This window comes from Nioella nitratireducens, assembly GCF_001879715.1.
GTDB classification, from domain to species: domain Bacteria; phylum Pseudomonadota; class Alphaproteobacteria; order Rhodobacterales; family Rhodobacteraceae; genus Nioella; species Nioella nitratireducens.
In genome coordinates this window covers 194,636-216,869 of the sequence record NZ_MNBW01000004.1, presented here as the reverse complement: position 1 = coordinate 216,869, position 22,234 = coordinate 194,636, and the positions used below count along the sequence as shown (strand labels likewise).

Annotated in this window: 24 protein-coding genes; 12 read left to right on the top strand and 12 right to left on the bottom strand. The window is 64.2% G+C overall.

The window, feature by feature from the left end; translation table 11 throughout:
- Position 1: 1 nt before the first annotated feature.
- The 4 genes from BKY27_RS05350 (at position 2) to BKY27_RS05335 (ending at position 4,939) form a co-directional block, all read left to right on the top strand.
- Positions 2 to 694, top strand: coding sequence for a helix-turn-helix transcriptional regulator (locus BKY27_RS05350; RefSeq protein WP_071673410.1), 693 nt, complete (start codon positions 2 to 4; stop codon positions 692 to 694).
- A gap of 39 nt (positions 695 to 733) precedes the next feature.
- Positions 734 to 2,221 (top strand): FAD-binding domain-containing protein, encoded by a 1,488-nt coding sequence (locus BKY27_RS05345; protein ID WP_071673409.1) that lies wholly within the window; start codon positions 734 to 736, stop codon positions 2,219 to 2,221.
- Between the two features lie 91 nt (positions 2,222 to 2,312).
- On the top strand, positions 2,313 to 4,406 hold the full coding sequence (locus BKY27_RS05340) for a malate synthase G (RefSeq protein WP_071673408.1): 2,094 nt from the start codon (positions 2,313 to 2,315) through the stop codon (positions 4,404 to 4,406).
- A gap of 110 nt (positions 4,407 to 4,516) precedes the next feature.
- Complete coding sequence (locus tag BKY27_RS05335; protein WP_071673407.1) at positions 4,517 to 4,939, top strand: GlcG/HbpS family heme-binding protein; 423 nt, start codon at positions 4,517 to 4,519, stop codon at positions 4,937 to 4,939.
- Positions 4,940 to 5,009: 70 nt separating this feature from the next.
- On the opposite strand, the gene BKY27_RS05330 is transcribed toward BKY27_RS05335, so the two are convergent.
- The 6 genes from BKY27_RS05330 to ccmA all read right to left on the bottom strand — a co-directional run bounded on the left by BKY27_RS05330 (position 5,010) and on the right by ccmA (position 9,323).
- The gene (locus BKY27_RS05330; RefSeq protein WP_071673406.1) at positions 5,010 to 6,302 is read right to left on the bottom strand and encodes an O-acetylhomoserine aminocarboxypropyltransferase/cysteine synthase family protein; all 1,293 of its coding nucleotides are present in this window, start codon (positions 6,300 to 6,302) and stop codon (positions 5,010 to 5,012) included.
- A 206-nt stretch (positions 6,303 to 6,508) separates the two neighbouring features.
- Positions 6,509 to 7,099 (bottom strand): DsbE family thiol:disulfide interchange protein, encoded by a 591-nt coding sequence (locus tag BKY27_RS05325; RefSeq protein WP_084667858.1) that lies wholly within the window; start codon positions 7,097 to 7,099, stop codon positions 6,509 to 6,511.
- A complete protein-coding gene (gene ccmD, locus BKY27_RS05320; RefSeq protein WP_071673405.1) occupies positions 7,096 to 7,251 on the bottom strand; it encodes a heme exporter protein CcmD in 156 nt (51 codons plus the stop codon). The genes BKY27_RS05325 and ccmD overlap by 4 nt, the downstream gene beginning before the upstream one ends.
- Positions 7,251 to 7,979: a heme ABC transporter permease gene (locus BKY27_RS05315; protein ID WP_071673404.1), complete on the bottom strand. Its 729-nt coding sequence runs from the start codon at positions 7,977 to 7,979 to the stop codon at positions 7,251 to 7,253. Before BKY27_RS05315 ends, ccmD begins: the two co-directional genes overlap by 1 nt.
- Before the next feature lie 55 nt (positions 7,980 to 8,034).
- Complete coding sequence (gene ccmB, locus BKY27_RS05310) at positions 8,035 to 8,691, bottom strand: heme exporter protein CcmB (RefSeq protein ID WP_071673403.1); 657 nt, start codon at positions 8,689 to 8,691, stop codon at positions 8,035 to 8,037.
- A complete protein-coding gene (ccmA, locus tag BKY27_RS05305; protein ID WP_071673402.1) occupies positions 8,688 to 9,323 on the bottom strand; it encodes a heme ABC exporter ATP-binding protein CcmA in 636 nt (211 codons plus the stop codon). The genes ccmB and ccmA overlap by 4 nt, the downstream gene beginning before the upstream one ends.
- A gap of 228 nt (positions 9,324 to 9,551) precedes the next feature.
- Between ccmA and acnA the strand changes: the two genes are divergently transcribed.
- The 5 genes from acnA (at position 9,552) to BKY27_RS05280 (ending at position 14,834) form a co-directional block, all read left to right on the top strand.
- Positions 9,552 to 12,296, top strand: a complete 2,745-nt coding sequence (gene acnA, locus BKY27_RS05300) for an aconitate hydratase AcnA (protein WP_071673401.1) — start codon at positions 9,552 to 9,554, stop codon at positions 12,294 to 12,296.
- Between the two features lie 252 nt (positions 12,297 to 12,548).
- Positions 12,549 to 13,013 carry a DUF2231 domain-containing protein gene (locus tag BKY27_RS05295; RefSeq protein ID WP_146636177.1) on the top strand — a complete coding sequence of 155 codons (465 nt, stop codon included), beginning with the start codon at positions 12,549 to 12,551 and terminating at the stop codon, positions 13,011 to 13,013.
- Between the two features lie 217 nt (positions 13,014 to 13,230).
- Positions 13,231 to 13,587, top strand: a complete 357-nt coding sequence (locus BKY27_RS05290; RefSeq protein WP_071673399.1) for a DOPA 4,5-dioxygenase family protein — start codon at positions 13,231 to 13,233, stop codon at positions 13,585 to 13,587.
- Between the two features lie 6 nt (positions 13,588 to 13,593).
- Positions 13,594 to 14,043, top strand: a complete 450-nt coding sequence (locus BKY27_RS05285) for a methyltransferase family protein (protein WP_071673398.1) — start codon at positions 13,594 to 13,596, stop codon at positions 14,041 to 14,043.
- An 83-nt stretch (positions 14,044 to 14,126) separates the two neighbouring features.
- Entirely contained in the window at positions 14,127 to 14,834 is a 708-nt protein-coding gene (locus BKY27_RS05280) for a DUF1223 domain-containing protein (RefSeq protein WP_071673397.1), read from the top strand.
- A 17-nt stretch (positions 14,835 to 14,851) separates the two neighbouring features.
- Here BKY27_RS05280 and BKY27_RS05275 read toward each other — a convergent pair whose 3' ends face one another.
- Positions 14,852 to 15,067, bottom strand: a complete 216-nt coding sequence (locus BKY27_RS05275; protein ID WP_071673396.1) for a hypothetical protein — start codon at positions 15,065 to 15,067, stop codon at positions 14,852 to 14,854.
- Positions 15,068 to 15,199: 132 nt separating this feature from the next.
- Here BKY27_RS05275 and BKY27_RS05270 point away from each other — a divergent pair, with 132 nt between their 5' ends.
- Positions 15,200 to 15,463: a DUF2312 domain-containing protein gene (locus BKY27_RS05270; RefSeq protein WP_071673395.1), complete on the top strand. Its 264-nt coding sequence runs from the start codon at positions 15,200 to 15,202 to the stop codon at positions 15,461 to 15,463.
- Between the two features lie 139 nt (positions 15,464 to 15,602).
- On the opposite strand, the gene tyrS is transcribed toward BKY27_RS05270, so the two are convergent.
- On the bottom strand, positions 15,603 to 16,856 hold the full coding sequence (gene tyrS / locus BKY27_RS05265) for a tyrosine--tRNA ligase (RefSeq protein WP_071673394.1): 1,254 nt from the start codon (positions 16,854 to 16,856) through the stop codon (positions 15,603 to 15,605).
- Between the two features lie 53 nt (positions 16,857 to 16,909).
- Between tyrS and BKY27_RS05260 the strand changes: the two genes are divergently transcribed.
- A complete protein-coding gene (locus tag BKY27_RS05260; protein ID WP_071673393.1) occupies positions 16,910 to 18,004 on the top strand; it encodes an anhydro-N-acetylmuramic acid kinase in 1,095 nt (364 codons plus the stop codon).
- 47 nt (positions 18,005 to 18,051) lie between these two features.
- Here BKY27_RS05260 and BKY27_RS05255 read toward each other — a convergent pair whose 3' ends face one another.
- On the bottom strand, positions 18,052 to 18,942 hold the full coding sequence (locus BKY27_RS05255; protein ID WP_071673392.1) for a fatty acid desaturase: 891 nt from the start codon (positions 18,940 to 18,942) through the stop codon (positions 18,052 to 18,054).
- Between the two features lies 1 nt (position 18,943).
- Complete coding sequence (locus BKY27_RS05250) at positions 18,944 to 19,363, bottom strand: cupin domain-containing protein (protein ID WP_071673391.1); 420 nt, start codon at positions 19,361 to 19,363, stop codon at positions 18,944 to 18,946.
- Between the two features lie 64 nt (positions 19,364 to 19,427).
- Between BKY27_RS05250 and BKY27_RS05245 the strand changes: the two genes are divergently transcribed.
- Positions 19,428 to 20,501, top strand: a complete 1,074-nt coding sequence (locus BKY27_RS05245) for an NAD(P)/FAD-dependent oxidoreductase (RefSeq protein ID WP_071673390.1) — start codon at positions 19,428 to 19,430, stop codon at positions 20,499 to 20,501.
- A gap of 33 nt (positions 20,502 to 20,534) precedes the next feature.
- Here BKY27_RS05245 and BKY27_RS05240 read toward each other — a convergent pair whose 3' ends face one another.
- Both BKY27_RS05240 and BKY27_RS05235 read right to left on the bottom strand, forming a co-directional pair.
- Positions 20,535 to 21,461 carry a sterol desaturase family protein gene (locus tag BKY27_RS05240; protein WP_071673389.1) on the bottom strand — a complete coding sequence of 309 codons (927 nt, stop codon included), beginning with the start codon at positions 21,459 to 21,461 and terminating at the stop codon, positions 20,535 to 20,537.
- Positions 21,458 to 21,850 carry a hypothetical protein gene (locus BKY27_RS05235; protein WP_071673388.1) on the bottom strand — a complete coding sequence of 131 codons (393 nt, stop codon included), beginning with the start codon at positions 21,848 to 21,850 and terminating at the stop codon, positions 21,458 to 21,460. Before BKY27_RS05235 ends, BKY27_RS05240 begins: the two co-directional genes overlap by 4 nt.
- Positions 21,851 to 22,234: the final 384 nt, after the last annotated feature.

Below are 22,234 nucleotides of genomic sequence, written 5' to 3'. Positions count from 1 at the left end.
CATGCGCCGCGCCGACCGCCTGTTCCAGATCGTCCAATACCTGAGGGGCGGGCGGTTGGTTACGGCGCAGGCGCTGGCCGAGACGCTGGAGGTCAGCACGCGGACGATCTATCGCGATATCGCCGACCTCCAGTCCACCGGCGTGCCGATAGATGGCGAGGCGGGCGTTGGCTATGTCATGGAGGCGGGGTATGACCTGCCGCCGCTGATGTTCACCGAGGATGAAATCACCGCCCTCGTGGCTGGGGCGCGGCTGATCCGGGCCTTCGGCGGGGCCGGTATGGCGCGGGCCGCCGAGGAAGCGTTGGTCAAGATCGGGGCGGTGTTGCCCGAAGACGCCCAGGCACGGGCGGCGCGGGTGCAGGTTCATGCCATGGGATGGCGGATCTCGGACGATCTGCGCGACCGGATCGACCGGCTGGAGGGTGCGGTGGACCGGTCCGTCCGGCTATCCTTCGACTATACCGACCAGACCGGGGCCGCGACCCGGCGCACGGTGCGCCCGCTGGGCCTGTGGTTCTGGGGATCGGTCTGGACGCTGGTCGGCTGGTGCGAGTTGCGCGAGAACTTCCGCACCTTTCGCCTCGACCGCATGGACGCGCTGGGCGAGGGCGCTAGCTTCAAACCCGAGCGCGGAAAACGGTTGCAGGATTTCTACCGCAGGATGGATGAGCGGAGCGAGATCCGGCGGTGACCCCTTCCGCAAATGTTCTGTTTATGTTCTTGTTGCGGCATGATCACGATTCTCTGGTTCAAGCGGGATTTGCGGGTGGAGGACAACCCGGCGCTGGCGGCGGCCGCTGCGGGCGAAGGGCCTGTTCTGCCGCTCTATATCGTTGAGCCGGAGTATTGGGCGCTGCCCGACAGTTCCGCGCGGCAATGGCGTTTCGTGGCTGAAAGCCTGCTGGGATTGGCCGAGGATCTGGCGCGTTTGGGCGCACCGTTGGCGGTGCGGATGGGCGATGCGGTCGAGGTGCTGGAGGGGCTGCGCACCACCCACGGCGCGATGCGGCTGGTCAGCCATGAGGAAACCGGCAATCTTTGGACCTTCGCCCGCGACGGGCGGGTGACAGACTGGGCGCGGGGGCAGGGGGTGGAGTGGCTGGAACTGCCGCAACCGGGGATCACACGCGGGTTGAGCCACCGGCGTGGCTGGGCCGGGCGGCGTGACAAGGCGATGCGGATGGCGCAGGCGGACGCGCCCAAGGCGCTGGCCCCGCATGGGGTGGCGCCGGGCGAGACCCCGGATGCGCAAGATCTGCGACTGCGCTTTGACCCTTGCCCCGAGCGGCAAAAAGGCGGACGCACGCGCGGGCTCGACCTGATGCAGAGCTTTCTGGAAATGCGTGCCAGCGGGTATTTGCGTGGCATGTCCTCGCCCGTGACGGGGGCCGCCGCCTGTTCGCGGCTGTCGCCGCATCTGGCTTTTGGCACGCTCTCCCCGCGTGAGGTAGTGCAGTCGCTGGACTGCCGTCGACGGGAAGAGGGTGCGCCGAAACGGGCGCTGTCGGCCTTTTCATCGCGCGTCGCATGGCGTGATCACTTCATGCAAAAACTCGAAAGCGCCCCGCAGATGGAAACCCATTGCCTGCATCCAGCCTATGAGGCCCTGCGCCCCCGCGCGCCCGATGCCGAACGGTTGGAGGCTTGGAAACAGGGGGAAACTGGCCTGCCCTTCGTCGATGCCTGCATGCGCCAGTTGATCCACACCGGCTGGATCAATTTCCGTATGCGCGCGATGCTGATGGCAGTAGCCAGCTATCACCTCTGGCTCGACTGGCGGGTGACGGGGCTTCACCTTGCCCGGCTCTTCACCGATTACGAACCGGGTATTCACTGGCCGCAGGCGCAGATGCAGTCGGGTGTGACCGGAATGAACACGCCGCGCATCTACAACCCGGTCAAGCAGGGGTTGGACCAGGACCCGGACGGGGCGTTCGTGCGCAAATGGGTGCCGGAACTACGCCCGGTGCCGAACGCGCATCTTCATGCGCCATGGGACTGGGGCGGGGCGGGGCGCCTGCTCGGCCACGGCTATCCGGCGCCCATTGTCGACCCGATGAAGGCCGCCCGCGCGGCGCGAACCAGGGTCTGGGGCGTGCGCGATGCGCCGGGATTCCGAGAGGACCGCGAGGCCCTGTTGGCGCGCCACGCGGCGGGCAGACCGAAACCCCTTCGAAAACCCCGAAAAATCCCCACCCAACTTTCTTTTGAAATTTGAAGGAGCTTTTGGTCAGTTTTTTTGACCACCCTTGTTGCCTATAGGAAACTTTTTTCCTAATTGGAGAGGGAACCGGATTGGAGGGACGCAGATGACTCACGTGAAACGCGCGCAATTGCAGGTCGATGACCGGCTGGCAGCCTTTGTCGAAGACCAGGCGATCGTTGGCACCGGGGTTGCAACAGACGCGTTCTGGCAAGGTCTTTCGGACCTTGTGCATGATCTTGGCCCGAGGAACCGGGTGCTGTTGGCCAAGCGCGAAGAGATTCAGGCGCAGGTGGATGCGTGGCATGTGGAACGGCGCGGCCAACCCCATGATGCCGCGGCTTATCGGACGTTCCTGGAAGAGATCGGCTACCTGGTGCCGGAAGGCCCCGATTTCTGCATCCAGACGACGGCCACCGACCCCGAAATCGCCCGCGTGCCGGGGCCGCAATTGGTGGTGCCGATCATGAACGCGCGTTTCGCGTTGAATGCCGCGAATGCCCGCTGGGGCAGCCTTTACGATGCCCTCTACGGAACCGATGCGCTTGGCGATTTGCCCACCGGCAAGGGCTATGACCCCGAGCGCGGCGCACGGGTGATCGCATGGGCCAAGGCGTTTCTGGACGAGGCCGTTCCGGTCGATGGCGGCTGGACCGGCGTCACAGATGTTGAGGCGTTGAAAGGGCATGAGAAATACGCCGGGAAATCTGCCGATGGGTCGGAATACCTGTTCAGGAACAACGGTCTGCATATCCGCGTGAAACTGGATGCGAACAGCGAGATCGGCAAATCAGACCCCGCTGGGATCGCGGATGTGATCCTGGAATCGGCCATGTCCACGATCATGGATTGCGAAGATTCCGTCGCCGCCGTCGATGCCGAGGACAAGGTGCTGGCCTATGGCAACTGGCTGGGGCTGATGAAGGGCGACCTTGTCGAAGAGGTTACCAAGGGCGGCAAGACCTTTACCCGCGCGCTGTCCCCCGATCTGGAGTTCGTGGCCCCTGATGGCAGCGATCTGACGTTGAAGGGCCGCTCGCTGATGCTGGTGCGTAACGTCGGGCACCTGATGACCAACCCGGCGATCCTTGACCGCGACGGGCTGGAAATCGGCGAGGGGCTGATGGACGCGATGGTGACGACGCTGATCGCCATGCATGACCTTGCGCGCCAGAGTGGCAACTCTGTCACTGGCTCTGTCTATGTCGTTAAGCCGAAGATGCACGGGCCGGAAGAAGTGGCCTTTGCAGACGAGATCTTCACGCGGGTCGAGGCGGCGCTTGGCCTGCCGCGCTATACCGTGAAACTGGGGATCATGGATGAAGAACGCCGCACCTCGGTGAACCTCAAGGAATGCATCCGCGCCGCGAAACACCGCGTGGCCTTCATCAACACCGGCTTCCTCGACCGGACGGGCGACGAGATTCACACCAGCATGGAAGCGGGGCCGATGCTGCCCAAGGGCGAGATGAAATCGCAGCCGTGGATCCTCTCCTACGAGGATCGCAACGTCGATATCGGGCTGGCCTGCGGGTTGCAGGGCAAGGCGCAGATCGGCAAGGGGATGTGGGCGATGCCCGACCTGATGCATGACATGCTGGAGGCCAAGATCGGCCACCCGCAATCTGGCGCGAACTGCGCCTGGGTGCCCTCGCCGACGGCGGCCACGCTGCACGCAACCCATTACCACAAGGTCGACGTTCTGGCCCGGCAGGAAGAGATCAAGGCAGGCGGGGCCCGTGGCACGCTGGAGGATCTGCTGACCATCCCGGTAATGGCCGGGCGGAACCTGAGCGACGAGGCGCTGACCCGCGAGATCGAGAACAACGCGCAGGGCATTCTTGGTTATGTTGTGCGTTGGATCGACCAGGGCGTGGGGTGTTCCAAGGTGCCCGATATCCACGATGTCGGCCTGATGGAAGACCGCGCGACCTGCCGGATTTCCAGCCAGGCGCTCGCCAATTGGCTGCATCATGGCGTGGTAAGCAAGGCCCGCGTGATGGAGGCGATGCAGAAGATGGCGGAGGTCGTGGATCGCCAGAACGCGGGAGACCCGCTCTATCGTCCGATGGCGCCGGGGTTCGACACCATCGCCTTCAAGGCCGCCTGCGATCTGGTGTTCGAGGGCCGTGTGCAACCTTCGGGCTACACGGAGCCGGTGTTGCATCGCCGCCGCCTGGAGCTGAAGGGGGCTGCCTGAGGGTGGTGCCCGGCGGCGGCGTCGGATTTGAGTATTTTTGCCAAGAAGAAGGTGCATCCGGTGGTCCCTGACGGGGCCGGGCGCGCCGTTAACCTTAACGGGAGCGAAAGATGATTACGCTGGATCAGGCCAAGACCATGGTCGAAGTGGCCCGCGAAAAGGGCCGCGCATTGGGGCTGAAGCCGCTGTCGGTGGCGGTGCTGGACGCGGGCGGGCATTTGCTGGCCTATGAGCGTGAGGATGGCGCGAGTCCCGGCCGGTTCGAGATTGCGCGCGGCAAGGCCTATGGCGCGGTGATGCTGGGGATGCCGGGCAGCGCACAGATGAGGCGGGCCGAGGACCAGGCCTATTTCATGGCGGCGGTGAATGGCGCCTATGGCGGCAAGGTCATCCCGGTGCCGGGGGGCGTGTTGATCAAGGATGCGCAGGGTGTGGTCGTTGGCGCGGTTGGTGTAACCGGCGATACATCGGACAATGATGCGGCTGCCGCGGTGGCAGGCGTCGAGGCGGCAGGGTTCACGGCGCTGGCCTGAATCGACCGTCAGGAAAAGAAAAGCGCCGCGCAAGGGGGCCTTGCGCGGCGCTCTTGTTTGTCAGGCCGGTTCAGACAGAGGCCGCGGCCAGCGCCTGATCGAGGTCGCGGATCAGGTCATCTGCGTCTTCGATCCCGATCGAGATACGCACCACGTTCGGTGCGGCGCCGGCGGCGACCTGCTGTTCTTCGGTCAACTGGCGGTGCGTGGTCGAGGCGGAGTGGATCACCAGCGAGCGGGTGTCGCCCAGATTGGCGACGTGGCTGAAAAGCTCCAGTGCATCAACGAATTTCACGCAGCCTTCGTAGCCCGATTTCAGCGCCACGGTGAAAAGACCGCCCGCGCCCTTGGGGCAGATGCGGGTCATCTTTTCATGCGAGGGCGAAGAGGGCAGGCCCGCATAGGTCACGGCCTGAACGCCCGGATGGGTTTCCAGCCATGCCGCGATCTTCTCTGCGTTCTGGACGTGGCGCTCCATCCGCAAGGACAGGGTTTCAATCCCCATCAGCGTATAATGCGCCGCCTGCGGGTTCAGCGTCATGCCAAGGTCGCGCAACCCGATGGCGATGCCGTGGAAGGTGAAGGCCAGTGCACCGAAGGTCTCGTGGAACTTGAGGCCGTGATAGGCGGGCTCGGGCGCCGAGAGCGAGGGGAACTTGTCGGAGGCGGACCAGTCGAACGTGCCCGAGTCGACCACGACGCCGCCGGTGACGGTGCCGTTGCCGGTGAGATACTTGGTCATGGAATGGACGACAAGGGTCGCGCCATGGTCGATCGGGCGGCAGAGATAGGGTGTCGCGGAGGTGTTGTCGACGATGAGCGGAATACCGGCGGCATCGGCAACGCTGGCGGCTGCGTCGAGGTCGGTGACATAGCCACCGGGATTGGCGATGGATTCACAAAAGATCGCGCGGGTATCGTCATCAACAGCGGCGGCGACGGCGTCCATGTCGTCGAAATCGACGAATTTCGCGGACCAGCCGAAGCGCTTGATTGTCTGGCTGAACTGGGTGATCGAGCCACCATAAAGCCGTGTCGAGACCACCACATTGCGGCCCGGTCCCATCAGCGGGAACAGCGCCATGATCTGCGCCGCATGGCCCGAGGAGCAGCAAACCGCGCCAACGCCGCCTTCCAGCGTGGCGATGCGCTCTTGCAGAACCGCCACGGTCGGGTTGGTCAGGCGCGAATAGATGTAGCCCACTTCCTGAAGGTTGAAGAGCGCGGCGGCATGTTCCGCGTCGCGGAAGACATAGGCCGTGGTCTGGTAAATCGGTGTCTGGCGCGCGCCTGTGGCCGGATCGGGCCGGGCGCCCGCGTGGATCTGTAGCGTGTCGAAGCCGAAAGTCGGGGCGTCGGACATGGTGGAAACCTCCCAAAGAACAGAAATCCCCTTTTTCATATTGGATATGCAGGGGGGTCACAACGGCTTGCAGCGCCGGACAGGGGGGCTGCGGGCAAATCGGGACATCGTTCGCCCGATCCGTTCGTCGGGCGGACAAACGGCCGGTCAGGCCGAGATCTGCGGGAAGGATAGCGCCCACGGTGGGGCGCCCCGGCCAATGCGGATCAGCCGTCGACCATATCCGTTGGCAGGTTGAGCGAATATCCCGCCTCTTGCAGCGCGGGCACGACCTGGTTCAGCAGGCTGCGCCGAACGATGGGGCCACGGAAATGCAGGACCACGACACCTTCGTCGTTGATGAAGAAGGTTTCGGGCATGGCGATCACGCCCCAGTCGCGGCCATTGCGGGCCTCGGGGTCGGCGGACAGGCGGTCATAGGGATTGCCGAGGTCGCCTAGATATTGCAGCGCATCGGCGGGCCGGTCGCGGTAGTTGATCCCGAACAGCGGGTTTCCCGCCTCGGCCAGTGCGGCAAGGGTTGGGTGCTCGGCCCGGCAGGGGGGGCACCAGCTCGCCCAGAAATTCACGATGATCAGGCCATTGCCTTCAAGGTCGGCCCGGCTGAGGTCCTCGAAATTCGCCAGCGGCGACAGGTCGAGGTCCGGGGCCGGGTGGCCTTCGCGGGTCGAGGGCAGGGAGGACGTGTCAACGCCTTCCGACTGCTGCTGTTCCGTGGTGGTCAGCTTGTAGGCGTTCACGCCGAAAAAGCCGAGCGCGATGATCAGCGGCAAGGCCATGAGCCAATTGAATTTCATACGGGCTTGTCCCTGCGGTTTTCGGCATCGCGCAGCTGGCGCAGAACGCGGCGGGCTTTCCAGATCGACCCGGCGATGAGCCCGACCAGAAGCAGAAGGGTCACGCCATAGGCCGAGAGCACTTCGGTTGCATACCGTCCAAGATCGGGCATCAGGCCATCCTTTCGCGCTGGATCAGGGCGCGCAAGCGGCGTGCGCGAATTTCGGTCCGGGTGCGATACAGCACGAGCGCGACGAAGAGGAACAGGAATCCGATGATGCAGGTCCAGAGCGGATAGGCAAACACATCGGCCACGTTTTGCTCGGCATCCATCGACAGCGACGCCCCTTGGTGCAGTCCCTGGTTCCAGAAGATCAACGCATAGCGGGAAATCACGGCAAAGACCGTACCGACAAGGCACAACACGCTGGTCAGGTCCGCCGCGGCATCGGGGTTTTCCACCGCTTCCCAAAGCGCCATATAGCCGAGGTAGAAGAGGAAGAGGATCAGGAAGGCGGTCAGGCGCGGATCCCATTCCCACCACGTGCCCCACATCGGCTGACCCCAGATCGCGCCGGTGATCAGGCCGATCAGGGTAAAGACCATCCCCACGGGCGCGGCCGCCTTGGCAGCGAGCGCGCTGACATGGTGGCGGCGGATCAGCCAGACGAGCGAGGTGATGAGCATCATGAACCATGTGCCGCTGCCCATGATCGCGGCGGGAACGTGGATGTAGATGACCTTGACGGTCGAGCCCATGCGAAAATCATCGGGGGTGAAGAAGAAGCCCCAGATCAACCCGGTGATGACAAGCACGGCGGCAAGGCCCGCGACCCATGGCAGAACAGCCTGAGACGTGGTCATGAATTTGCGCGGATTTGCATATTCCCAGATCGACATGGCGGCAACTTATGCGCGTCTGCGCGCCCTCACAATGGGGTGGATGGCCGCGCCATTAGCGCAGATTGACGCGGAGGGCGGCGGCGGCGGCGAAGGGCATGGTGGCGGCGGTGGCGAAGGTGATCCCGGCAAGCAGGACGAGCGGTGTCGCGGCATCCAGACCCTCGGCCCCGCGCCGGGCGGCCTCGGCCCCGAACAGCAGGGTGGGGACGTAGAGCGGCACTACAAGAAGAGATAGAAGAAGTCCGCCCCGTTTCAGGCCCACGGTCAGTGCTGCCCCGAAGGTGCCGATGGCCGACAGGGCCGGGGTGCCCACTGCGAGCGAGGCCAACAGCCACGGGAACCCTTGCGGCGGCAGGTTCAACAATACCGCCAGAACCGGGGCGGCGGCGACCAGCGGCAGGCCGGTTGTCAGCCAATGGGCCAGTGCCTTGACGCCCGCCACGGCCTCTAGCGGCAGGGGCGAGGTGGCCAGCAGTTCGAGCGATCCGTCCTCCCAGTCGAGGGCGAAGATCCGGTCGAGCGACAGCAGGCAGGCCAGCAACGCACCGATCCACAGGATGCCGGGGGCGATGATGGTGATCATGCCGGTCTCGGGGCCGATGCCGAAGGGCATCAGGATGGTTGCGATCAGGAAGAAGGCAAGGCCAAGGCCGAAGCCGCCGCCCGCCCGAATGGCGAGGCGAAGATCTCGTACAAGAAGTTCGATCACAGTGCGCCCTCCGACAGGAAGGGATCGTCGCTGGCCCCGGAGGCCGGACGGGCGCGGCGGGTAAAGGGCGTGACATCCAGACTGCGGGCCGTTGGCAGGCCAAGGTCGATATGGGTGGCGATGACCGCCAGACCGCCCCCGGCCAGATGTGCCTCGACCGCGCGGGCAAAACGGGCGACGTTTTCGGTGTCGAGCGACACGGTCGGTTCATCAAGGCACCAGATCGGCCGACCTGTGACCAGCAGGCGCGCCAGTGACAGTCGTCGTTTCTGCCCGGCCGACAGGTTGCCCGCCCGCCGGTCCAACAGGTCGGTCAAATCGAACGCCTCCACAGCCCGCGCGATCCCGTCCGCCGCAAAGACGCCGGTCCAGAATGTCAGATTCTCGGCAACGGTCAGTTGCGCTTTCAGCCCGTCGGCATGACCGGCATAGGCAATCGAGTCGGGGGCGGCGTCCACACGGCCCTCTGCGGGGGGCGTCAGCCCTGCCAGCGTGCGCAACAAGGTGGTCTTGCCCGCGCCGTTGGGACCGCGCAGGATCAGCGCCTCGCCGGGCGCGACGGAAAAGCTGACGCCGGACAGCACCGTCAGGCCGCCGCGGGTGCAGGTGATTGTGTCAACACGCAAACTCATCCGCCCAGCCCTAGCCGAATCTCGGGGCCGGGGGAAGCGTCGCGGATGGACCAAAACGGCGCATCCTGCCGGGGTGCAAGGCAGGGCGCGCGGGCGGGTGCTAATTTTCCGCAAAATGTGTATGCAACGGCATACAAAAACGCCACACCCCCCTTGAACGACTCCGGTTATACTGGCATAGCCGCGCCAGCACGTACCCACATCGTTTGACACGAGGGAGGCTTCTCCATGCCCATTACAGTCGGTCAGGACACCGCAAAGACGCGCAAATCGCTGAGCGTCAACGGGACGTCCATTGCCTATTACTCCATTCCCGCAGCCGAGGCCGCCGGGCTTGGCGATTTCTCCAAGTTGCCCGCCGCGCTGAAGGTGGTGCTTGAAAACATGCTCCGCTTCGAAGACGGCAAGACCGTTACCGTGGACGACATCAAGGCGTTCTCTGCGTGGGCCGAGAATGGCGGCAAGGGCAACCGCGAGCTGGCCTATCGCCCGGCCCGCGTGCTGATGCAGGACTTTACCGGTGTTCCCGCCGTGGTCGATCTGGCTGCGATGCGCGATGGCATCAAGGCGCTTGGCGGCGACGCCCAGAAGATCAACCCGCTGAACCCCGTCGATCTGGTCATCGACCACTCGGTGATGATCGACTATTTCGGCAACCCGCGGGCGTTCCAGATGAACGTCGACCGCGAGTATGAGCGCAACATGGAGCGCTACACCTTCCTCAAATGGGGCCAGAACGCGTTCAACAACTTCCGCGTTGTGCCGCCGGGCACCGGCATTTGCCACCAGGTGAACCTCGAATACCTCGCCCAGACCGTTTGGACCGACGAGGACCAGAATGGCGAAACGGTTGCCTACCCCGATACGCTGGTCGGCACTGACAGCCACACCACCATGGTCAACGGCGCTGCCGTTCTTGGCTGGGGCGTGGGTGGCATCGAGGCCGAGGCCGCGATGCTGGGCCAGCCGATTTCCATGCTGATCCCCGAAGTCATCGGCTTTGAGTTGACCGGCCAGATGGTCGAAGGCACCACCGGCACCGACCTTGTGCTGAAGGTAGTCGAACTGCTGCGCGCTAAGGGCGTGGTGGGCAAATTCGTCGAATTCTACGGCGCGGGTCTGGATCACCTGCCGCTGGCGGACCGGGCCACCATCGCCAACATGGCGCCCGAATACGGTGCGACCTGTGGCTTCTTCCCGATTGACGAAGAAACCATCCGCTACCTGCGCAACACCGGCCGCGACGAAGACCGGATCGCGCTGGTCGAAGCCTATGCCAAGGAAAACGGCTTCTGGCGTGGCGCGGACTACGCGCCGGTTTACACCGACACGCTGCATCTCGACATGGGCACCATCGTGCCCGCCATCTCCGGCCCCAAACGTCCGCAGGATTACGTTGCGCTCGATCACGCCGCCGAAGGCTTCTACAAGGTCGTGGCCGATTATCGCGGTGCGGACGAAAGCAGCGCAGCCCACGACATGGCCGCGGAAGGCCCCGCAGCCGACCCTAACGGCGACCCTCGCAAGTCGGTCAAGGTCGAGGGCGAGGAGTACGAATTGCGGGACGGGTCGGTCGTGATCGCCTCGATCACCTCCTGCACCAACACCTCGAACCCCTATGTCATGATCGGCGCGGGCCTGGTGGCGCGCAAGGCCGCCGCCCTGGGCCTGACCCGCAAGCCTTGGGTCAAGACCTCACTCGCGCCCGGCTCTCAGGTCGTGTCGGCCTATCTGGAGGCCGCGGGCCTTCAGGATGACCTCGACAAGGTTGGGTTCAACCTCGTCGGCTACGGCTGCACCACCTGTATCGGCAACTCTGGTCCGATCCAGCCGGAACTGAGCAAGGCCATTGCCGATGGCGATCTGGTCGCCACCTCGGTGCTGTCGGGCAACCGCAATTTCGAAGGCCGGATCAGCCCCGACGTGCGCGCCAACTACCTCGCCTCGCCGCCGCTGGTCGTGGTCTATGCCCTTGCCGGGGACATGAATATCGACCTGACCTCCGAGCCAATCGGACAGGACAAGGATGGCAAAGATGTCTACATGAAAGACATCTGGCCGACCCAGAAAGAGATCGCCGATCTGGTCGAGCAGACCGTGACACGCGAAGCCTTCCAGTCGAAATACGCCGATGTCTTCAAAGGCGATGAGATGTGGCAGGGCGTCGAAATCACCGAAGCCGAAACTTATGACTGGCCAGCCAACTCGACCTATATTCAGAACCCGCCCTATTTCCAGGGCATGTCGAAGGATCCGGGCACCATCAGCAATATCGACGGTGCCAAGATTCTGGCGGTTCTGGGCGACATGATCACCACCGACCACATCAGCCCGGCCGGGTCTTTCAAGGAAACCACCCCCGCCGGTCAGTACCTGATCGAACGGCAGGTTCCGGTACGCGAGTTCAACTCCTACGGCTCTCGTCGTGGCAACCACGAAGTGATGATGCGCGGCACCTTCGCCAACATCCGCATCAAGAACGAGATGCTGGACGGCGTCGAAGGCGGCTATACCAAGGGCCCCGATGGCGCGCAGACCTCGATCTATGACGCCTCGATGGCCTATCAGGAGCAGGGCACCCCGCTGGTGATCTTCGGCGGTGAACAGTATGGCGCGGGCTCGTCCCGTGACTGGGCCGCCAAGGGCACCGCGCTTCTGGGTGTCAAGGCCGTGATCGCCGAAAGCTTCGAGCGTATCCACCGCTCGAACCTTGTGGGCATGGGCGTGATTCCGTTCGAGTTTACCGGCGGCGACACCCGCAAGACGCTTGGCCTGACCGGGGAAGAAACCGTGTCGATCAAGGGTCTGGACACGATCCAACCGCTCCAAGAAGTGCCCTGCGAGATCACCTTCGCGGATGGCACGGTCAAGACCGTCACGCTAAAATGTCGGATCGATACCGCGATCGAGATCGAATACATCGAACATGGCGGCGTGCTGCATTACGTGCTGCGCAACCTTGCGAAGTCGTAAGGCGCCCTGGCGTCATCGGCGCCATGGTTCTGGTCCGGTCGGGTCAAGATACCACTGTGAACGAGCCCCGGTCGGGGCTCGTTCTTCTTTTTCGGGCCCAAGGCAGGCGCCTGTTTGGGCGACGGTGATCACATTTACGTGGCCGCTTTCCGTCTTCAGCCTCCGGTAAGCTTTGGAGCAGACGGCAAGGGGGCCATGGCGGGCCTGCAAGACGCGACCGTCCAGGGCGTGAAAAAACCTGAGGACCAAGACATGCCTGCTCTCGAGCAATTCCACCCGATGATACTTCACTTTCCGATTGTCCTGATCATGGTGCTGGCCGCCTTTGATCTTGTCGCGCTGTTTCGCGGCATTCCGCTTGGGGGCAGGGATACCTATGCCTCGATAGCCACCGTTCTGGCGGTTGCCACCGGGATTGCCGCGGCGCTGACAGCGATGCTGGGGGATATGGCCCTGGAGATTGCCCTGACGCGCGGCTTTGCCCCGGGATTGTTCGAGACGCACGAAGCATTGGGTTGGAACACCGCGATTGCGTTCGGCATCTGGGCGCTGATCCGCGCTGGCATTTGGTGGCGGCAGATCCCGCTGGAAGGTGGGCGTAAATGGGGGGTCGGCGCCGTTGATGTGGCGCTCGTGCTGTTCGTGGTGTCGGTGGCCTATTTCGGTGGGCAACTGGTCTATGATCACGGCGTCAACGTGATTGCCTCGGCCAACTGACGCGGTTGGGCGTCACGGATGGCCTGGACAGGGGCGGGCATTTCCTGCCCCTGTGCTTCAAGAAGCCGGGGCATAGCCAAATGCGCCGGTCGTCAAACAGTCCGGGGCTGGACGCCGCCCGACGGGCGTGGTGAACTCGATTGGGCAGGAAACGCGCGGCGTCATGTCGGATGCCCGGCCAAACCCCGCGCCACACCCCGTCAAAGGAGGATTCCCGATGACTGATCCCGCCGCGATCACGGGCTTTCACGCCCACGTCTATTTCGATCCGAAATCCCATGCCCGCGCCCGCGACATCTGCGAGGCCGCCAAGGACCGGTTCGGTGTCTCGATGGGCCGGATGCATGACAAACCGGTCGGGCCGCATCCCTGCGGATCGTGCCAATTGGCAGCAACGCCACAGGAATTTGCGGTGCTGCTGCCGTGGCTGGCCCTCAATCGTGACGGTCTTGTGGTGTTCGCGCATCCCATCACCGGCGAGACCCTCCAGGATCAATTGGCCGATCATCGCGATCACGGTATCTGGCTGGGCACCGGCCTGCCGCTGGATCTGTCGATCTTCGACGAGGAGTAGGCGAGGATGAAGGGCTTTCCCGACCTGCCACCGATCTGGTTTGCGGGCTTTTGCGGCGCGGCGTGGCTGCTGGGAACCTACATGCCGCTGGTCACAGCCTTCGGGCCGCTGTTCTGGGGCCTTGGTATCGTGGGCATCTTGGCCGGGCTTGGGCTGATCTTATGGTCGGCGCTGTGGTTTTGGCGCAAGAAGACGACGATCGAGCCGCATCACGCCCCCTCGGCACTGATCACGGAAGGCCCCTATCGCTACACTCGCAACCCGATCTATCTGGGCCTCGTGGCGATGCTTGTCGGCTATGTGCTGTGGCTTGGGGTGCTGAGCCCGGTGTTGCTGCCGGGGCTGTTCATTTCGGTCCTGACCCTGCGCTTCATCGCCCCCGAGGAAGAGCGGCTGATCGAGGCATTCGGGCTGGAGGCCCGGCGCTATCTTCAACAGACGCGGCGTTGGCTGTAACGCAAACTCGCAAAGGCTTGATTGGCGCAACCAAGCCGGGTTCACTACCTCTTAGGGACACTAGGGATAATACTCAGACCGCCATGCGCTATTTCATCGCCTGTATTGCCGTCGGGCTGGCAACGCTGTTGCCACCTGTGGCCCGTGCCGACAGCCCGGTCGTGGTTGAGCTTTTCACCTCGCAGGGCTGTTCGGCGTGTCCACCCGCCGATGCGCTGCTGGCGGAACTGGCCACGCGACCGGATGTGATCGCGCTGTCGCTGCATGTCGATTACTGGGATTATATCGGGTGGGCGGATACCTTCGCCTCGTCCCAGTTCACCTATCGCCAGCAATCCTACGCCCGTGCGGCTGGCCAGCGAATGGTCTACACGCCGCAGATGATCGTCGGCGGGGTCGAGCGTGTGGTCGGCTATGAACCGATGGACGTGGCCGAACACATCATGGAATTGCGCGAGGTCGAGTATCCCGTCGAGGTGCGCCTGACCCGGACCCGCACTGGTGCGCTGCGTATTGCCGCGCGCGCCAGCATGGCCTTTGACGATCCGCGGATGCTGGTGCAACTGGTGCGTTACCACCCGGAAGAAACGGTCGAAATCCGGCGCGGCGAGAATGCCGGACGGACGGTGGAATATAGCAACGTGGTCACTGACTGGATGCAGCTTGACCATTGGTCGGGGCAGTCGCCCTTCGAGATGGAACTGGACGACGATCGGTCCGGTCCGGTCGTGGTCCTCGTGCAGATGGCGGGGCCGGGCCTGATTCTTGGGGCTGCGCGATTGCAGCCCTGAAGGGGCGCGCATCCGCCTCAGGCGAGAAAGACCCCGATCACCACCGACATGAGGCCGAGCGCAGAGACCAGAAGCGCCACCATGTTCAGCACGACGACCCGTTGCAGCCGCGCGCGCATCTCTTCATCGGGCAGGTTCGCCTTGCGCACGCGAAACGCGGTGCGAATACACCAGCCGATCAGGATAAGCCCTGCCGCCGTCAGCCCCGCTCCAAGCCAGACAAGCCATTCCATCCGCCCGCTTCCTCCGCGTTGATCATGCGGGGAATGGCCTAGCCGGTTGACGGGGGGGCTGCAAGGCTTGCGGGGGGCGGGCAGGGCGGATAGATCAACAGACTGGTGAAATCCGTCAAATGAGGCAGGCCGATGGATGAAATGACGTCCCCCCCCGACAGCTACCGCGTGACCGCAGATGAACTGCGTCAGTTCATCGAGCGCTACGAACGGCTGGAAATGGAAAAGAAAGACATTGCAGACCAGCAGAAAGAGGTGATGGCCGAGGCCAAGGGCCGGGGCTATGACACCAAGGTCATGCGCAAGGTGATCGCGCTGCGCAAGCGCGAACCCGATGACATCGCCGAGGAAGAGGCAGTTCTGGAAATGTATAAAGAAGCGCTCGGAATGCGCTGACGAGGCCGCCCTCGGGCGGGCACATGGCTCCCTTGATCGGTGTGCCAGTGCCCGCCTGGCGGCGTTATCACAAAATCGCCGGGCCATGGCGGGCCCGATCCAGTCCGGTCCTGCGCCGCGCGCGGGCGTGTGCCGTCCTTCAGCCTTGCAACACCACCAGGGCGTGACGCTTCTTGCCAGCCGAGAGCTTTAACGGCTCGGCCAGATCAGCGGCGGTGATCATCAGGCCCGAGTCGGTCAGAGGTGCGTCATTCAGGCGGGCGCCATTGTCGGAAATCAGCCGTTTCGCCTCTTTGCCCGATTTTGACAGGCCCGAGCGGGTGATGAGCTGGACGATGGAAATTCCCTCGCCGATCTCTGCGGCGGTCAAAGACAGCGTTGGCAGATCGTCGCCCATGCCGCCCTTTTCAAACACCTCGCGCGCGGTCGCTTCTGCCGCTGCCGCCGCCTCGGCCCCGTGCAGCAGCGCCGTGACCTCGTTGGCCAATACAATCTTGGCTTCGTTGATCTCGGACCCGCCCAAGGCACCGAGGCGGTCGCAGTCTTCGATCGGCAATTCGGTATAGAGCTTGAGGAACCGGCCCACATCGGCGTCGGTCGTGTTGCGCCAGAACTGCCAGAATTCATAGGGCGAGCGCATTTCGGCGTTGAGCCACACCGCGCCATCCGCGCTCTTTCCCATCTTCTTGCCGTCCGAGGTGGTCAAAAGCGGAGAGGTCAGGCCGAAAATCTCATTGTCCAGCACCCTGCGCGTCAGGTCGATGCCGTTGACGATGTTGCCCCACTGGTCCGAGCCGCCCATTTGCAGCCGACAGCCGTAACGGCGGTTCAATTCCAGGAAATCGTAGGCCTGCAAGATCATGTAGTTGAATTCGAGGAAGCTGAGCGATTGCTCCCGGTCGAGGCGCGACTTGACGCTTTCAAAACTCAGCATCCGGTTGACGGAGAAATGCCGCCCGATGTCGCGCAGGAAATCGAGGTAGTTGAGGTCCGCCAGCCATTCATCATTGTTCAGCATCAGCGCATCTGTCGGGCCGTCACCATAGGTCACGTATTGGGCAAAGACCTTGCCGATCCCGGCGATGTTGTCGTCGATCTGCGCGGGGCTGAGAAGCGGGCGTTCATCGGCGCGAAAGCTGGGATCGCCCACCTTGGTGGTGCCGCCGCCCATCAGCGTGATCGGCTTGTGCCCCGTCTTTTGCAGCCAGCGCAACATCATGATCTGGATCAGCGACCCGACATGCAGCGACTTGGCCGTCGCGTCAAAGCCGATATAGGCCGGCACCACGCCCGTGATCAGAGTTTCGTCAAGGCCCTGATAATCGGTGCAGTCGGCCAGAAAGCCACGTTCGATCATCACGCGCAGGAACTCGGATTTGGGGTGGTAGGTCATGTCACGTCCGTCCATTCTATCGGTGGCGCGGTGATACCGGGAAGGGACGAGCGATGGAAGGGCCGATATGGGTTGCAGGGGCGATGTCGGGCACCTCTTTGGACGGCGTCGATGCAGCAATGCTCCTGACGGATGGGCGACGCATCGTCGCCTTCGGTGAAACGCACTATCGCGCCTACCGCGACGCGGAGAGAGAGGCGATCCGCGCCGCGCTTGGGCGGTGGCCGGGAGAGGATGGGGTGGATCAGGCGGCAGAGGTCGTGGAGACGGCCCATGCCGCCGTGCTGTCGCGCCTGTCCGGGGCCAAGATGGTCGGGTTTCACGGCCAGACGCTGGCCCATGATCCCAAGGGGCGTGGCACCCATCAGGCGGGCGACGGGCAAGTGCTGGCCGATGTGCTGGGTCTGCCGGTGGTCTGGGATTTCCGGTCGTCAGATGTGCAGTTGGGCGGCGAGGGCGCGCCCCTGGCGCCCTATTATCATTTTGCCTGTGCGCAGTGGATCGGGGCGAGTGCGCCGCTCGTGTTCCTCAATCTAGGCGGGGTCGGCAACCTGACATGGGTCGATCCCCGCTATGCGGGACCAGAGCAGGATGGCGCGGTTCTGGCCTTTGATACCGGGCCGGGGAATGCGCCGCTGGATGACCTTCTGCGCAGCCGTCGCGGCATGGCGCGGGACGAGGGCGGCACGCTTGCGCTGTCGGGGCAGGTGGATCACGCAGTGGTGGCAGCGGCCTTGGCGCGGCCCTTCCTGTCAAGAATGCCTCCCAAGTCCCTGGATCGGAATGATTTTGCGGACCTGTCAGCGAAAGTGAGCGGGTTAAACGATGCCGACGCGGCGGCAACCCTTGTGGCGGTGAGCGTGGCTTGCGTGGCCGATGGGATGACGCTGTTCCCCGCGCCCCCTGCCCGCGTGCTGGTCTGTGGCGGCGGGCGGCACAATGCGGCGATGATGCGGGGGCTGGCCAAGGCGCTGCCCTGTCCGGTGATCCCGGTCGAGGACGTGGGCCTTGATGGCGACATGCTGGAAGCGCAGGCCTTTGCCTTCCTCGCGGTGCGGGTCGCGCGAAAGATGTCGACCTCGGGGCCGATGACCACGGGCGTGGCCGCGCAGGTGGGCGGCGGGCGGATCAGTCGGCCAAAGGGGTAGGCGCGTCTCATTTTGGACGGACCGCCCTCGCGGTCCACCGCTACCCCTCACGGTCCAAGGGTGTGCACATATTCCCGCGCGAAGGCCGGGTAGCTGTCTGACGTGCTTTTCAGCAGCGGTGCAAGATCGCGGTTCAGCTCGGGCAGCTTGTGAAAGGGCACGTTGGGGAAGCTGTGATGCTCGGCATGAAACGGCATGTTCCAGGCGATAGAGCGCACCGGCCAGCCAGCATAGGTGGTGCGGGAGTTTTCCAGCATATTGGCGACAGGCGGGCAGCGGCCATGTTCGGCCAGCAGGTAGAGCCGCAGGAACGGCTGCCCGATCAGCGACGGCAAGATCCAGAGCCACAGTGCCAGCGGCGACCAGATCAGGCTGGCAAGACTCCCTGCATACAGGGCCAGCAGTATCCGCGCCTCGCGCCGCATCGCACCATGTCGGCGGACAGGCAAATAGGGCGCGTCGATGCGGCCAACGGCATTGGCCAACAGGGTTCGGACCATCCCACGCCAATAGCCCCAGCCGCTGAGGTGGATCAGGAACTGCGTCCATGTTTCGGGGCGCGGACCGCCCTCCAGCTCCGGATCGCGCTCAGGGTCATTGGTGAACTTGTGGTGGGCGAGGTGGTAGTAGCGAAACCATGTGAAAGGCAGCACCAGCGGCAGGCTGACGACGTGGCCGACGACGTCATTCAGCCAGCGACTGCGGAACGGGGTGTAGTGTGTGCATTCATGGCTGAGCGTGAACAGGAACACCGTCAGGATGCCGAGTGGCAGAAGCGCCAGGGGCCAACCCGGCCAGCCCATCAGGATCGGCAGAGCACAGAGGAACATCGCCCCGACATGCCCGGCGAGATGGCGCAGACCCTCTCGGTCGGAACGTTGCGTCAAAGCCGCCTTGCGGGCGGGCGAGAGAGCAGCGAGGGCGGTCTTGTGATCCATCCTAGGCCCTCGGAATGTCGAACCCGGGCGCGGCCAGCTCGAACCCCTCGAACCGAAAGCCGGGACTGACCGTGCAGGACACGAGGGTCCAGTCGCCGGTGCTGCGCGCTGCTTGCCAGTGATGCGGCGGTACGAGGATTTGCGGGCGCCCCTTCGTCAGATCCGGGGACAACAGGTGATATCGCGCCGGTCCTTCATCCGTTTCGCTGATCGACAGGGCCAAGGGCGCGCCAGCATGGTAGAGCCAGATTTCCGCTGCATCGACACGGTGCCAATGGCTCGCCTCGCCCGCTTTCAGCAGGAAATAGATGCAAGTCCCCGTGGGGCGCCCGTCGTTTTCTGCCACCCATGTCTGGCGGTAGTGGCCGCCCTCGGGGTGCGGGGCCAGTTGAAGCGTGGCGATGATCTCGTCTGCGGTCATGCGGGTTGCTCCTGCCGTGTCTGCGGATAAGCTTCTGGCGAAACCTTAGGCTGGAGGACGCGCCATGAAAACCATCGTGATCGGGGCAGGCATTTTGGGCGCCGCAATTGCCAACCGTCTGGCCGGGGCCGGGGCCGAGGTGCAGGTGGTCGAGGCTGCCGCTGGCCCGGCCTCGGCGGCCACCGGATGTTCCTTTGGCTGGATCAACGCGAGCTTCTATCACGACGCCGATCACTTCCGCCTGCGCGCCGAAGGCATTGCCGCATGGCATCGTTTGGGCGCGCTCGACGGGCTGAGCTGGCCGGGATCGGTGACGTGGGAAGCGCAGGGCGATGCACTGGCCCGTCAAGAGGCCGATCTGGTCGGGCTTGGCTATCGCCTGACCCGGCTGACACGCGATCAGATCCGCGCCTGCCTGCCGCATGTGGCCTGCACCGCGACAGAGGCGCTGGCCTTTCCCGCAGAGGGCGCGGCGGATGCCGCACGCGTTGCAGCCGCTTTGCTGTCGCGCGCTCAAGACCTTGGCGCGCGGGTGTCTTACGGTGTGCGGGCCGAGGCGATCACCACGCGGGCTGACCGGGTGACGGGGCTACGGACGCAATGGGGCGATATCCCTGCCGACCATATCATCGTCGCTGCAGCCAATCGCAGCCCGGACCTTGTCGCGCCGTTCGGCGCACCCCTGCCGATGCTGCGTCGGCCGGGCGCGTTGATGGTCAGCCAACCGGTTGCACCGGTTCTCGACCGCATCGTCGTGACGCCCGAGCGGGAATTGCGGCAAGACGGGCAGGGACGTATTCTGGCGCCCACATCGGTTTCGCATCAATCCGACAGCAGCGAGGTTTTGGCGAAAGCGCCCGAGGCCCTGGCGGAAGAGGCGTTGGCATCGGCCCGTGCGTTGCTGCCGGGCGTGGATTTGCGCTGGCAACAGGTGTTGGTCGCAAACCGTCCGGTGCCGGGGGACGGTCTGCCGGTGATCGGGGCGGCCGGCCCCGAGGGGCTGACCCTTGCGGTGATGCATTCCGGCGTCACGCTCGCCGCCGTGACCGGAGAGGCGGTGGCCGATGACGTCATGGGCGGGGATCGGTTCGCCGGGCTGTTGGCCCCCTACCGGCAGGGGCGGTTTCGGGGCGCTTGATCCCGCCCAGGTCCAAGGCCCTGCCTGCTGTGGCTAGAACCCCGGCGTCCCCCGGTCCTCCGGGTGGCGCATCAGGTGGCTTTCCTTGATCCCGTCCGAGGTCTGGCGGCTGCCATCATGGCTCCAGCCCGGTGGTGCAACGGCATACATCAGTCGTTCGCGCCATGTCAGGCCCTTCCGGGTCACGTCCCTGAAAAGGCCAACCCATTCGTGGAACGCCACGCGCAATGGGTTGAACGTGCCCAGGTTGTGGACGAGGCCGTAATCGACGCGGTCCTCCGCCATCTCTGGCACAAAGGTGCCGAACATCCTGTCCCAGATAATGAACACACCGGCATAGTTGCAATCCAGATAGCGCGGGTTGCGGCCGTGATGGGCGCGATGGTGGCTGGGGGTATTCATCACCGCCTCGATCCATCGGGGCAGCTTTCCGATCGCCTCGGTATGAATCCAGAACTGGTAGATCAGGTTCAGCCCGCCCACGAACAGCACCATGGCCGGGTGAAAGCCCAGCAGGATCAGGGGCGCGCGCACCACCATCATGAAGGTAAAGGTATAGGTCCACGTCTGGCGCAGCGCCGTGGTCAGGTTGTAGTGCTGGCTGGAATGGTGGTTCACATGGCTGGCCCAGACCCACCTGATACGATGGCCGAAGCGGTGTACCCAGTAATAGCGCAGGTCATCCAGCACGAAGCAAAGCGCCACGACCCACCAGCTTGTGCCAAGGTCGAGCGGCGTGATGTCCCACAGCACCATGAAGAAGCCCCAGGCGATGAAGCCGAGCGCGATGCCACTGGCCACGTTGCCCGCCCCAAGGATCAGCGATGTGACGGCGTCGCGGGTTTCGTAGCGTCCGCCACGGCCCTTGGTAACGATCCACAGAAGCTCGATCAGGATCGCGGCGATGAAGAAGGGCACCGCCCATTGCACCACGTCGGGATAGGTCAGATCTGCGGTCATGTGGCCTCCGTTATGATCTGGCGCCAATGGTTGCGGGCCTCGGGGGGCAGGCATACGTCCAGACGCGGCGTGCCGAAATCGTGGAACGTAAGGCGAAGGCCACTGGCGGTCTCTCGCGCCTCGGCCCCGGTCATGCGGTGGCCGCTGCTGTCGGCGCCCATCGGGAAGACCACGCCGGGGCCATGGTCCGTTTCGATCAGGGCGGCGGTGCCATCGGGGGCCAGATGAATGTCGGTGATCCGGTCCTCGGGCCAACTGCGCAGCCAAGCGGCGCGGGCCTGCTCGTCTGTTTCGAACCGCAACGGCTTGGACAGGCCAAAGACATGAGTCAACATCGCGATGCCCGCGATGCCGCCGACCACGAGAATGATCAGAATATGCAGGGGCATGGCCCGAGTCCTCCCAGCCTGAATGAAAGCGGGTGGGGCAGGGGCTGTCAAACGGGGCGTGGCGTCAACGAAACTGGCCAGCGCGTTTGGAAAGGGCTGGACATGGCGGGTCCAAGATCACGCTCGGACCGGCCTTGTTGCGATCGGCACCATTGCGGGCTGGTCGGCAGGTCGCCCCCTAGCCAATCTGGACCCTGCGGTGCTCTTTGGGGCCGTGCCGCTGACGGTGAGAGGAATGGTTGGATGCGCAATCGGCGCAAGGGGCAGGCGGGTGACGGGCTCAACACCGCCGCACGGCTGGCTATCACGGTGTTCCCAGGGCTGATCGCAGATGGCTTGCGGCCATGGCCCAGATGAAAAGGCCAGCCCCGTGCGGGCCGGCCC

Coding starts and splice junctions, on each gene's coding strand:
- BKY27_RS05240 (WP_071673389.1), bottom strand. CDS start 21,461: ATGACCGCAGATCTGACCTATCCCGACGTGGTGCAATGGGCGGTGCCC.
- tyrS (WP_071673394.1), bottom strand. CDS start 16,856: ATGACCTACCACCCCAAATCCGAGTTCCTGCGCGTGATGATCGAACGT.
- BKY27_RS05250 (WP_071673391.1), bottom strand. CDS start 19,363: ATGACCGCAGACGAGATCATCGCCACGCTTCAACTGGCCCCGCACCCC.
- BKY27_RS05245 (WP_071673390.1), top strand. CDS start 19,428: ATGAAAACCATCGTGATCGGGGCAGGCATTTTGGGCGCCGCAATTGCC.
- BKY27_RS05285 (WP_071673398.1), top strand. CDS start 13,594: ATGAAGGGCTTTCCCGACCTGCCACCGATCTGGTTTGCGGGCTTTTGC.
- BKY27_RS05255 (WP_071673392.1), bottom strand. CDS start 18,942: ATGGATCACAAGACCGCCCTCGCTGCTCTCTCGCCCGCCCGCAAGGCG.
- BKY27_RS05235 (WP_071673388.1), bottom strand. CDS start 21,850: ATGCCCCTGCATATTCTGATCATTCTCGTGGTCGGCGGCATCGCGGGC.
- BKY27_RS05260 (WP_071673393.1), top strand. CDS start 16,910: ATGGAAGGGCCGATATGGGTTGCAGGGGCGATGTCGGGCACCTCTTTG.
- BKY27_RS05350 (WP_071673410.1), top strand. CDS start 2: ATGCGCCGCGCCGACCGCCTGTTCCAGATCGTCCAATACCTGAGGGGC.
- BKY27_RS05335 (WP_071673407.1), top strand. CDS start 4,517: ATGATTACGCTGGATCAGGCCAAGACCATGGTCGAAGTGGCCCGCGAA.
- BKY27_RS05340 (WP_071673408.1), top strand. CDS start 2,313: ATGACTCACGTGAAACGCGCGCAATTGCAGGTCGATGACCGGCTGGCA.
- BKY27_RS05330 (WP_071673406.1), bottom strand. CDS start 6,302: ATGTCCGACGCCCCGACTTTCGGCTTCGACACGCTACAGATCCACGCG.
- BKY27_RS05290 (WP_071673399.1), top strand. CDS start 13,231: ATGACTGATCCCGCCGCGATCACGGGCTTTCACGCCCACGTCTATTTC.
- BKY27_RS05295 (WP_146636177.1), top strand. CDS start 12,549: ATGCCTGCTCTCGAGCAATTCCACCCGATGATACTTCACTTTCCGATT.
- ccmA (WP_071673402.1), bottom strand. CDS start 9,323: ATGAGTTTGCGTGTTGACACAATCACCTGCACCCGCGGCGGCCTGACG.
- BKY27_RS05325 (WP_084667858.1), bottom strand. CDS start 7,099: ATGAAATTCAATTGGCTCATGGCCTTGCCGCTGATCATCGCGCTCGGC.
- ccmD (WP_071673405.1), bottom strand. CDS start 7,251: ATGCCCGATCTTGGACGGTATGCAACCGAAGTGCTCTCGGCCTATGGC.
- BKY27_RS05275 (WP_071673396.1), bottom strand. CDS start 15,067: ATGGAATGGCTTGTCTGGCTTGGAGCGGGGCTGACGGCGGCAGGGCTT.
- BKY27_RS05345 (WP_071673409.1), top strand. CDS start 734: ATGATCACGATTCTCTGGTTCAAGCGGGATTTGCGGGTGGAGGACAAC.
- BKY27_RS05270 (WP_071673395.1), top strand. CDS start 15,200: ATGGATGAAATGACGTCCCCCCCCGACAGCTACCGCGTGACCGCAGAT.
- acnA (WP_071673401.1), top strand. CDS start 9,552: ATGCCCATTACAGTCGGTCAGGACACCGCAAAGACGCGCAAATCGCTG.
- BKY27_RS05280 (WP_071673397.1), top strand. CDS start 14,127: ATGCGCTATTTCATCGCCTGTATTGCCGTCGGGCTGGCAACGCTGTTG.
- BKY27_RS05315 (WP_071673404.1), bottom strand. CDS start 7,979: ATGTCGATCTGGGAATATGCAAATCCGCGCAAATTCATGACCACGTCT.